This window comes from Burkholderia sp. AU45251, from assembly GCF_030482905.1.
Lineage (GTDB): Bacteria > Pseudomonadota > Gammaproteobacteria > Burkholderiales > Burkholderiaceae > Burkholderia > Burkholderia aenigmatica.
The window spans coordinates 53,220-62,888 of record NZ_JAUJQH010000006.1 but is presented as its reverse complement, the minus strand read 5'-3'; the positions used below and the strand labels follow the sequence as shown (position 1 = coordinate 62,888).

Genomic DNA, 9,669 nt, shown 5'->3' with positions numbered 1-9,669 from the left:
TTTTTGAACACGCCGCTAAATATTTACGCGGCCCATTCGTCTATCAGGGAGGAAAGCCGGAACGGGGCCCCGCCTCGCCCGCTGCTTTCGCGTTTTCGCCTGCCCTCCCTTTACAGACGTTGCCGATGACAGCTGCCCACGAGCCTTCTTCCCCGCCGTCCCTCGACGCTTCCCCCGGCCGCCCCGCGGCGCGCCTGATCCTCGCGCTGTTGCGCGAAAGCCGCGCGTCACTCGTGCTGGCGCTCACCGCGTGCGTGCTGAACGGCGTCGCGAGCGTGCTGCTCGTCGCGACGCTGAACCGCGCGCTCTCGCAGCCGGGCGCCGCCGACGCGTCGCTCGCGTGGCGCTTCGCGCTGTGCGCGGTAATCGCACTCGTCACGCGGATCGTGTCGGGCACGCTGTTCGCGCGCCTGTCACAGGACACGATGGCGCGGCTGCGCGTGCATCTCGCGCGGCGCGTCGGCGCGGCCGAGCTGCGCGACATCGAGCGGATCGGCGCGGCGCCCGTGCAGTCGGTGTTGACCGATGACGCGACCAACGTGTCGATGCTCTTTTTCGCGCTGCCGAACCTGGTCATGCACGGCTCGATCGTGTTCGGCTGCCTCGGCTATCTCGCGTGGCTGTCGTGGCCGGTGTGCCTGCTGGCGCTGGCCGCGATCGTCGCGGGTTCGCTCGGCTATCACACCGGCGACCGCCGCGCGATCGCATCGCTCGAAGCGGCCGGCCAGGCGCAGGACCGGCTGTTCGGCTATCTCGGTTCGCTGTTTTCCGGCGCGAAGGAGCTGAAGCTGCACGATGAACGCGCCCGCCAGTTCGTCGACGGCCAGCTCGGCGCCGCGATCGGCGAAGTGCGCGACCACCGCCGCCGCGCGTTCAGCGCGTATGCGGTCGGCGTCGGCTGGATCATCTTCCTGTTCTATGCGTTCCTCGGCGTCGCGTCGTTCTGGCCGCAGCTCGGCGTGCATGCCGATCCGGCCGCAGCCGCCGGCTACGTCGTCGTGTTCCTGTTCATGCTCGTGCCGCTCGACGGGCTACTGAACAACCTGCCGACCGTCAATGCGGCACGCGTGTCGCTCACGCGGATCGAAGGCGTGATGGCCGAATTCGGCGCGCTGCGCACGGTGCCGCCCGCGTCGGACGCTCCCGACGTGCCGCCGGCCGGCGCCGTCACGCTGCGCGGTGTCACGCATGCGTACTTCCACGAACGCGACGAACGGATGTTCAGCATCGGGCCGATCGACCTGACGATCAAACCGGGCGAGCTGGTGTTCATCGTTGGCGGCAACGGCAGCGGCAAGACGACGCTCGCGAAGGTGCTGACGGGGCTCTACGAGCCCGAGGAAGGCACGATCGAGGTCGATGGCCGCACGATCGGCTGGCGCGAGCGCGCCGCGTACCGGCAGCGCTTCAGCGCGGTGTTCAACGATTTCCACCTGTTCGATGCGCTGCTCGGCATCGTCGATCCCGACGATCCGTCCCGCGCGCAGGCCGACGCGCGCGCAAACGCGCTCGTCGCGAAGCTCGCACTCGATCACAAGGTGAAGGTGGTCGACGGCGCGTTCTCGACCCGCGCGCTGTCGACCGGGCAGCGCAAGCGGCTCGCGCTCGTCGTCGCGTACCTGGAGGACCGGCCGTTCTACCTGTTCGACGAATGGGCGGCCGATCAGGATCCGTCGTTCAAGGCCGTGTTCTACGAGCAATTGCTGCCCGAGCTGCGCGCGCGCGGCAAGGCCGTGATCGTGATCACGCACGACGACCGCTACTTCGATCTTGCCGACCGCTTGCTGAAGCTCGACAACGGGCGCATCGTCAGCGACACGACGCCGGCGCGGTCACGTGCGCAGGATGGCGTCGATGCGCTGAGCGCGTAACACATCAGTCGATAAAAAATCGCCGACGCGCTGCAGCGGCAGTGCGTCGGCGATTTTCGTTTCAGAAAGAAAGATTGGCGGCGCGCGGTGCGTTCGTGTAAAGGCTCGCGCCGTTCACCGCCAGTCAGGCCAACCGAAACGCCCTGCCCATGGAAATCCAGGCGGCATCATCCGCCGATCGACCGCCGCGCACTCAGCGCGTGGCCGGCAGCTTCAGCATCGTCTCGGTCATCACGTCGGCCAGCTTCAGCGCCGACATCGGCCCGCCGAACCCCCAGATATTGCGTTCGATGAGCGCGATCCGGTGTTCCCGCATCGCGGGCACGAAGCGCCACACCGGCGAATCGAGTTTCTCGGACAACGGCACGTCCATTCCCGATGCGGTCACGAACAGCACGGCCAGGTCGCGCTGCCGGAGCAGGTCGGCCGACGTCACGTACAGCGTGCCTTCCCGCGTCGGCTTCTTCGGCCACGGATCGAGCCCGAGCGCCCGCGCGAGGCCCGCCGACGTGCTGTTGCCCGTATAGGCCCAGTAGCGGTCGGGCAAACCCAGATCCTGCAGCAGCGCGATGCGCTCGCCCTTGCGTCCGGCGGCCGCGAGCCGCGCCGCATTGCGTGCGATGCCCGCGTCGAGTTGCGCGTCGATCGCCTGCGCGCGCGCGTCGCGCCCCGTGACCGTACCGATCGTCCGGAAGATCTGCCGCATCCAGTCGAGCTGCGTGACCGGCACACCACCGTCCGACACGTTCGGGCTGAACTGGAACAGGATCGTCGGCGCGATCCGGTCGAGCGCATCGAAAATCGGCGCATGCCGGAAACCGACACCGATGATCAAATCGGGTTTGACCGCCGCGATCGCTTCCAGGCCCGGCTCCTGGCGCGAACCGATGTCGGTCACGTTCGCGAGCCGCTCGCTTTGATAGCCGAGCCAGCCCGGATAGAACGCCGTATCGGCCATCCCGACCGGCACGAGGTCGAGCGCGATCACGCTTTCCGCGAACATGAAGTCGAGCGCGACCACGCGTTGCGGGCGCACCGGCATCGTCGCGCTCGCCTGCGACACGACGGGATTGCCGGCCACCGACACGGCACCCGGCGCACGCACGCCCTGAGCACGATGGGCATCGAGGTTCGCGGCACCGGCGCCGGACGACGCGAAAAACGCGCCGCAGCACGCGGCGCCGAGCGCTGCGAGTGCGCGGAGCGCGTCCCGGCGGCCGGCATCCGTCACCGGATCGCGTCCTGCTCGGCCAGCGCCGTGTCGTCCATCGTCAGTAGCAGGGGGCAGCTTCCACACAGTTGCGTTTCTCCAGGAATTTCATAGCGCAGGCAGCACACGCGGCGCGCGCGAAACGGCGTCGGCAGCAGCGCCGAGCGCGGCACGGCATCACGCACGGGCACACGCAGCGGATTCGGTTCGCCGTGAACGCAGCGCGAACCGAACAGCCAGTCCGCATCGCGGACGGGATCGGCGGCGCATGGCAGCGAACGATACGTATCGAGCAGATAGTCGAGCAGGTTGCCCGCGTTGCTCCACAGCACGCGCGGCGTGACGCGGCCCATCGCCGCGAGCAGGTCGATCACCGCGCCGAGATGCGCGACGAGCCCCGCATAGCGTGGCGCCGGGTCGTCGCACGGTTCGCCGAGTGCATCGTGCGTGAAGTACAGCGCCGCGGGCATCCCGTCGTCGAGCGCGACGAACGTGCGCTCGGGTGTCATGTCGAGCGGCCGGCCGAGCGTCAGCGCGGCGACGACGCCGGCCGGCGCCGCGCGGCCGAAATAGTATTTGCTCCATTGCGACATCAGCGCGCGCGCATGCTGCGCCGGATCGCCGCCGTAATGGCGGACCATCGCGTCGAGCACGATGTCGCGGTGTGCGGGCAACGCGCTGACCGGCACGATGAGGCGGCCCGGCGCGTGCGCGTCGTCGGGCATGCCGAGCCAGACGACGTCGAGGTGTTCGGCGAACGGTTCGGGCGCGAACGCCGAGAAGCGCGTGGCGCGCGCGCCGTCGAGCGCGGGCGTCATCGCCCTGCGCGCCGGGCGCGGCGCCCCTCGAGGATCAGTAGCCCGAGCAGGTACGGTGCGCCGATCAGCGCGGTCAGCACGCCGGCCGGTACTTCTCGCGGCGCGACGACGGTTCGTGCCGCGAGATCCGCCACACCGAGGATCAGCGCGCCGCACGCGGCCGCGAGCCACAGCCGCGTCCGGTGCCGGCGCGCGCCGAGCATCGTCGCGACGTGCGGCGCCATCAACCCGATGAAGCCGACCGGCCCGACCGCCGCGACGGCCGCGCACGCGGCGAGCGTCGCGATCGTCAGCGCAAGCGGCCGCAGCGCGGCTACCGGCAGGCCGAGCGCGGCCGCCTGGTCGTCGCCGAGCGCGAGCATGTCGAGCGGTTTCGCGAGCCACGCGAACACGGGCACCGCGAGCACACACCACGGCAGCAGCATCGACACCTCGCCCCAGCTCCGGCCATAGGTGCCGCCGACGAGCCACACGACGAAGCGCGCGGGCTGCACGCTTTCCTGCGTGATCAGCCATTGCGCGAGCGTGGTCCACAGCGCGCCGATCACGATGCCCGTCAGCGCCACCGCGAGCGGTGCATAACGATGCCGGTGATTCAGCGCAAGCGTGATCGCGAGCGACAGCCCGCCGCCGATCAATGCGGCGGCCGCGAGCGTCACGTGGCCCATCAGCGGCCACGTCGACAGCGCAAACAGCGTGACGAGCCCCGCGCCTTGCGTGACGCCGAGCACTTCGGGGCCCGCGAGCGGATTACGCACGACGCTCTGCATCGCGACGCCGCTGACCGCCAGCAGCGCGCCGGCAAGAAGCGCGCACAACAGGCGCGGCATGCGCAGGTCGATCAGCATCCGCGCGAGCGCATCGTGGCCGGACAACGCGGCCGACCAGCGCGCGATCGACAGCCACTCGGAGCCGGCCGACACGCCGACGAACACGACCAGCACGCCTGCCACGACGAACAGGACGGTGCGCAGCGGCCAGCCGAGCCGTTCGAGCCAGCCGACGAGCCGCGTCGAGCCGCCGCCCGCCGCCCGTTCGGCATCCGCGTGCAGCACGCCCGACCACGCGGCCCCGCGCCGGATCATCGCCAGCATCAGCGGCGTACCGACCAGCGCGATCGCGACGCCGGTCGACAGCGTGGCGTCGAGACCCGACGCGAGCACCGCGCTGTCGGTGACGAGGACGAGCGCGCCGCCCGCGAGCGCCGACAGCGGCACCAGCACACCGAGCCGAGCCGCGCGCGCGCCGCGCACCTGGCGCAGCAGGTTCGGCGCGACGAGGCCGACATACGACAGCGGGCCCGCGATACTGACGGCCACGCTCGTGAACGCGACCGCGACGATCGTCGCGGCGAACCGCGTCGCGTCGACGCGCACGCCGGCCGCGGCCGCCGCATCGTCACCGAGCGTGAGCGGATTCAGCGGCCGGATCACGAACGGCAATGCGATGAGCGGCACGACGAGCCAGCGTGCGGCGAGCGCGAGGCCCGTCGCGCCCGGCTGATAGAGGCTGCCGTTGGTCCACAGCGCGGCCCCTGCGATGTTCTGCTCGAAGAATGCGAGCACGAGCGTCGACAGCGCGGCGAACAGCAGCATGCACACGCTGCCGGCGAGCACGAGGCGCAACGGCGTCGCACGCCAGCCGCCGGCCGCGACGATCGCGCAGGCAGCCGCGGCCAGCCCGCACACGAACAGCAGCGGCACCGACGCGACGCCCGCCAGCGCCGGCACGAGCATCGCCGCGAGCAGGCCGAGCTGGGCGCCGCCCGTCACGCCGAGCAGGTCGGGCGACGCGAGCGGATTGCGCGTGAGCGACTGGAACAGCGCACCCGCGATGCCGAGGCACCCGCCCGCGACGAGCGCCGCCGCGACACGCGGCAGGTTGAGGTCGAACAGGAACACGTGCGCGAGCGCGGCGGCATCGCTGCCGGGCACCGCGCCCCACCAAACGCGCAGATCGGGGGCGACGCGCAGCGCCGCGAGTAGCGCGATCAACGTGACGAGGCCGATCGCGATCGTACCGGCCCGGCCCGTTGCCGCGCCCTTCCCCGCCGCCGCGAGGCGCTTGCGCGTCGCGAGCGTCGTCATACGGCAAGATCCCGGTCGAAGACGCCGGCCGCCTGCGGCGCGCCGTCGGTCGACGGCCCGTAGACTGGCACGCACATCGGTGCGCCCGTCTGCGGATGCGCGAGCTTCAGCATCTCGACGCCGAACGCCGCGCGCAGCCGCGCCGGTTCGAGCATCGCATCGGGCGAGCCCTGCGCGACGAGGCGGCCCGCGCGCATCAGCACGATCTCGTCGCTGTACGCGGCCGCCTGGTTCAGGTCGTGCAGCACCCACACGATCGTCAGCCCGCGTGCGCGGTTCAGCGCACGCAGCGCATCGAGGATGTCGAGCTGGTGATGGATGTCGAGATAGGTCGTCGGCTCGTCGAGCAGCACGATCGGCGCCTGCTGCGCGAGCGCCATCGCGATCCACGCGCGCTGGCGCTCGCCGCCCGACAGCGCGCCGACGTCGCGGCCCGCGTCGTTGGCGAGGCCGCTCGTCTCGAGTGCCTCGTCGATCGCCGAATGATCGGCCCGCGACAGGCCGCGCAGGAAGCCGCCGTACGCATAGCGCCCGTACGCGACGAGCTCGCGCACCGTGAGGCCCGACGGAATCTGGTTGAACTGCGCGAGCATCGTCAGCTCGCGCGCGAGCGCTCGACGGCGAAACGACGCGAGCGGCTGGCCGTTGACTTCGACATGGCCGGCACGCGCGGGCTGCAGGCCCGCGAGCGTGCGCAGCAGCGTGCTCTTGCCGCAGCCGTTCGGTCCGCACAGCGCGGTTACGCGGCCGGCCGCGATCGACAGGTCCAGCCCGTCGATCACGACATGGTCGCGATACCCTACCGACAGCCCGCGCGCGGCAAGCGCGGCGGTACTACGCGTCATCAATCCTCCGTTCGGTCACGCGGGACCGTGTAACTCTGCGCCATCGCGACGACGACCTTGCGCGGCCCCTCGAACGGGTCGCGCGCATGCGCGGTCAGCATGTTGTCGAGCATCAGCACGTCGCCCGTGCGCCACGGGAACACGATGCGCTGCTGGTCGAGCACGCCGCGGATCTCCGCGAGCGCGTCCGCTTCGAGCGGTTCGCCGTCGCCGTAATACACGTTGCGCGGCACGTTCTCGAGCCCGACCGCGTCGACGAGCGCTTCCTGCATGTCGTCGTCGAGCGCCGACAGGTGAAACAGGTTCGCCTGGTTGAACCACACGCGGTCGCCCGTGCGCGGATGGCGCGCGACGGCCTGGCAGCGTTCGCGGGTGCGCAGCAGCAGCTCGCCGTCGTCGTCGGTGCGCCACGCGCATTCGATGCCGCGCGCCGCGCACATCCGTTCGACCTCGGCCGGCTCGTCGGTGCCGAACGACTGCTGCCACGGCAGGTCGAGCCCCTGCCCGAAATTGCGGACGTACAGCAGCTCGCGCTTCTCGAAACGCGCAATCAGCGCCGGATCGAGCGCGCGATAGACGGCGCGGCTGTCCGCGATCGGCGTCGCCCCGCCGTGCGGCGCCGCGAGCGCGCAGTGGAACCAGATCCGCAGCGGCCATTCGCGTGTGTACGACTGCTCGTTGTGCAGCGGAATCGCGCGGTGCGGCGGGTATTCGGTCGACGTATAGACCGCGCCTTCCACCTGACTGCGCGGCGTCGATGCGTATTCATAGCCGATCAGCGGATCGCCGAACGACGCCGCGAACTGCTGGAACGCGTCGATCGACGGCACGTGAAAACCCGTGAACAGCACGCCGCCCGCCCGTTCGAGCGTGTCGGCCGCGATCTCGCGCGCGAGCGGCGCGACGTCGTCGATCGACATCCCGTCGCTGCCGCGCGGCGACACGACGGTGGGCAGCCCCGGCTCGATACGCAGGTCGTCGAGCGTCGGCAACGTAAGCAGGGTCATGCAACGTCCTCTTCAGGTGACGCGCCGGATCACGGCGCAGCGGGTCACGACGCGCGCGATGCGCGCTCGCCGTCCATCGCGCGGCGCAGGCTCGCGGGGCGCATGTCGGTCCAGACTGTCTCGATGTGCGCGAGACAGTCAGCTTTCGGGCCGCTCACGCCGACTTCGCGCCAGCCGGCCGGCACGGGCCGGAACGTCGGCCAGATCGAATACTGTTCTTCGTCGTTGATGACGACCGTATAGACGAGGTCGTCGGTGTCGGCGGAAGGCGTCGTGGCTTGCGTCATGATCGGAAATCGCTGAGGCGGTTGAAGGTGGCGAAGCGACGGTGTCGGCCGCTCCTGTCTGATAGACGATTGGCCGGCGCGGTTTTTTACCGGCGCCGGGCGCGACCGCCCAGGAACACCGGGCACGCGACGCCGCGATGGCACGCGTCGAGGCATTCCGCGCAGTGGCGCTCCGCGTCGCGCACCATGAAATGCACGAGCGTCTGCGACACGTTCAGCGCGCGCGCCGCGGTCTGCAGCGTCTCCTCGCGCAGCCGCACCATCTCGAATGCCGCGCGGCTGCGCGCCGGCAGGTCATCGAGGGCGGCCCACACACGCCGCAGCGTGTCGCGCGTCAGCAGCGCGGCTTCCGGCGTCGGCTCGGGCGACGGCACGTCGAAGCCGTCGTCCTCTTCCGTGTGATAGACGTTCTCGAGGCTTTGCCGGCGGCACGCGTCGATCGACGCATTGCGCACCATTCGCGTCACGTACGCGACCGGCTGGCGCACCGCGTCCTGGTTCGGGAATTCGACGAGCTTCACGAACACGTCGTGGACGACATCCTCGGCGCGGCTCGCGCAGCCGACGAAGCCGCGCGCGACATTGACGAGCATCGCGCGATGCGAGATCAGCACGTCGAGCAACGCCCCCTGCGCACGGGGCTCCGCGGCACGGCACGCACGCAGCGGCCGATCGGAATGACGGCCGAGGAACGGGTTCGCCGCTGCCGCCGCCGGTCGGTCGAGCACTTCCGCCATCGCCATCGATCTGCTCCGTCAAATTCCGAGATAGCGCAATTTAACGTAAACGCAAATCATTCTCAATACGATTACGAAATGACCCTTTCGACTACCAGGATTTGTCTGAATAATCGCCGGAATCGTTGCATGAACAGACGGGACGCGCGCGGCCGGTCGCGGCACGCGGCCACCCGCGCGTCCGTCCGGCGCGCATGGCTGGCGTCGCGCCGACACGATCTTTCACGAGTCTGACGAAACGCCTGCGCCTGTCATGCGCGGTAGCAACTTATTACCACGTGAAATTTTGAGGGCTCGTACGATCGACTTGCCGTTTCCAAGGGAGAACAACATGAAATCCATCGTGTTATCCGCTGTCATGGTGGGCGCGCTGTCGAGCGTGATGCTCACCGGTTGCGTTGCCTATCCTGCCCCGGCCGAAGTCACGATCGGCTGGCATGGCGATCGCTACTGGGACGGCAATCGCTACTGGGAGCGCCACGACTGGGAGGCTCAGCATCCGGGCGGGCATGACGACCGCCGCGACGATCGCCGGGACGACCATCGCGACGACCAGCGGCCGCAGTGGTAAGGCCCCGCCGCTCCCGTGACCCGCTATTCAACGACCGCACCTCAACATGAAGACGCTACTGAAAACCCTGACCGTCGCGGCGCTCGCCGCCGCCGTACTCGTACCGGCCATCGCCGAAGCGCATCCGCACCGGGTGTGTCACTTCGATCATCACCATCACAAGATGTGCCGCTGGGTGCGCTGAGCCTCGCGCAGCAGATGTGAAAAACGCCGGCAAGCCGGCGTTTTTTTCGTTT

At 69.7% G+C, this 9,669-nt stretch carries 10 protein-coding genes; 3 read left to right on the top strand and 7 right to left on the bottom strand.

Features of this window, described 5'->3' with window-relative positions:
- Positions 1-125: 125 nt before the first annotated feature.
- A complete protein-coding gene (locus QZM67_RS15150; RefSeq protein ID WP_301804368.1) occupies positions 126-1,871 on the top strand; it encodes a cyclic peptide export ABC transporter in 1,746 nt (581 codons plus the stop codon).
- Positions 1,872-2,064: 193 nt separating this feature from the next.
- Here the strand turns inward: QZM67_RS15150 and QZM67_RS15145 are convergent, their stop codons facing one another.
- From QZM67_RS15145 to QZM67_RS15115, 7 genes are all read right to left on the bottom strand, one after another.
- Complete coding sequence (locus QZM67_RS15145; protein ID WP_301804365.1) at positions 2,065-3,102, bottom strand: ABC transporter substrate-binding protein; 1,038 nt, start codon at positions 3,100-3,102, stop codon at positions 2,065-2,067.
- Positions 3,099-3,899, bottom strand: coding sequence for a siderophore-iron reductase FhuF (fhuF, locus tag QZM67_RS15140; RefSeq protein WP_301804362.1), 801 nt, complete (start codon positions 3,897-3,899; stop codon positions 3,099-3,101). Before fhuF ends, QZM67_RS15145 begins: the two co-directional genes overlap by 4 nt.
- A complete protein-coding gene (fhuB, locus tag QZM67_RS15135; RefSeq protein ID WP_301804359.1) occupies positions 3,896-5,986 on the bottom strand; it encodes a Fe(3+)-hydroxamate ABC transporter permease FhuB in 2,091 nt (696 codons plus the stop codon). Before fhuB ends, fhuF begins: the two co-directional genes overlap by 4 nt.
- Complete coding sequence (locus tag QZM67_RS15130) at positions 5,983-6,831, bottom strand: ABC transporter ATP-binding protein (RefSeq protein ID WP_301804357.1); 849 nt, start codon at positions 6,829-6,831, stop codon at positions 5,983-5,985. Before QZM67_RS15130 ends, fhuB begins: the two co-directional genes overlap by 4 nt.
- Positions 6,831-7,838, bottom strand: coding sequence for a TauD/TfdA family dioxygenase (locus QZM67_RS15125; RefSeq protein ID WP_175022536.1), 1,008 nt, complete (start codon positions 7,836-7,838; stop codon positions 6,831-6,833). The genes QZM67_RS15130 and QZM67_RS15125 overlap by 1 nt, the downstream gene beginning before the upstream one ends.
- Before the next feature lie 44 nt (positions 7,839-7,882).
- Positions 7,883-8,125, bottom strand: coding sequence for an MbtH family NRPS accessory protein (locus QZM67_RS15120; RefSeq protein ID WP_021163602.1), 243 nt, complete (start codon positions 8,123-8,125; stop codon positions 7,883-7,885).
- An 86-nt stretch (positions 8,126-8,211) separates the two neighbouring features.
- Complete coding sequence (locus tag QZM67_RS15115; RefSeq protein WP_175022537.1) at positions 8,212-8,868, bottom strand: RNA polymerase factor sigma-70; 657 nt, start codon at positions 8,866-8,868, stop codon at positions 8,212-8,214.
- A gap of 325 nt (positions 8,869-9,193) precedes the next feature.
- Between QZM67_RS15115 and QZM67_RS15110 the strand changes: the two genes are divergently transcribed.
- On the top strand, positions 9,194-9,433 hold the full coding sequence (locus QZM67_RS15110) for a hypothetical protein (protein WP_301804350.1): 240 nt from the start codon (positions 9,194-9,196) through the stop codon (positions 9,431-9,433).
- Between the two features lie 46 nt (positions 9,434-9,479).
- Entirely contained in the window at positions 9,480-9,617 is a 138-nt protein-coding gene (locus QZM67_RS15105; RefSeq protein ID WP_011351930.1) for an HHHH-motif protein, read from the top strand.
- The last annotated feature ends 52 nt before the right edge of the window (positions 9,618-9,669 follow it).

Bases quoted from the DNA above. Each gene is read 5' to 3' on its own strand.
- fhuF (WP_301804362.1), bottom strand. From the start codon at position 3,899: ATGACGCCCGCGCTCGACGGCGCGCGCGCCACGCGCTTCTCGGCGTTC.
- QZM67_RS15125 (WP_175022536.1), bottom strand. From the start codon at position 7,838: ATGACCCTGCTTACGTTGCCGACGCTCGACGACCTGCGTATCGAGCCG.
- fhuB (WP_301804359.1), bottom strand. From the start codon at position 5,986: ATGACGACGCTCGCGACGCGCAAGCGCCTCGCGGCGGCGGGGAAGGGC.
- QZM67_RS15130 (WP_301804357.1), bottom strand. From the start codon at position 6,831: ATGACGCGTAGTACCGCCGCGCTTGCCGCGCGCGGGCTGTCGGTAGGG.
- QZM67_RS15115 (WP_175022537.1), bottom strand. From the start codon at position 8,868: ATGGCGATGGCGGAAGTGCTCGACCGACCGGCGGCGGCAGCGGCGAAC.
- QZM67_RS15105 (WP_011351930.1), top strand. From the start codon at position 9,480: ATGAAGACGCTACTGAAAACCCTGACCGTCGCGGCGCTCGCCGCCGCC.
- QZM67_RS15120 (WP_021163602.1), bottom strand. From the start codon at position 8,125: ATGACGCAAGCCACGACGCCTTCCGCCGACACCGACGACCTCGTCTAT.
- QZM67_RS15150 (WP_301804368.1), top strand. From the start codon at position 126: ATGACAGCTGCCCACGAGCCTTCTTCCCCGCCGTCCCTCGACGCTTCC.
- QZM67_RS15110 (WP_301804350.1), top strand. From the start codon at position 9,194: ATGAAATCCATCGTGTTATCCGCTGTCATGGTGGGCGCGCTGTCGAGC.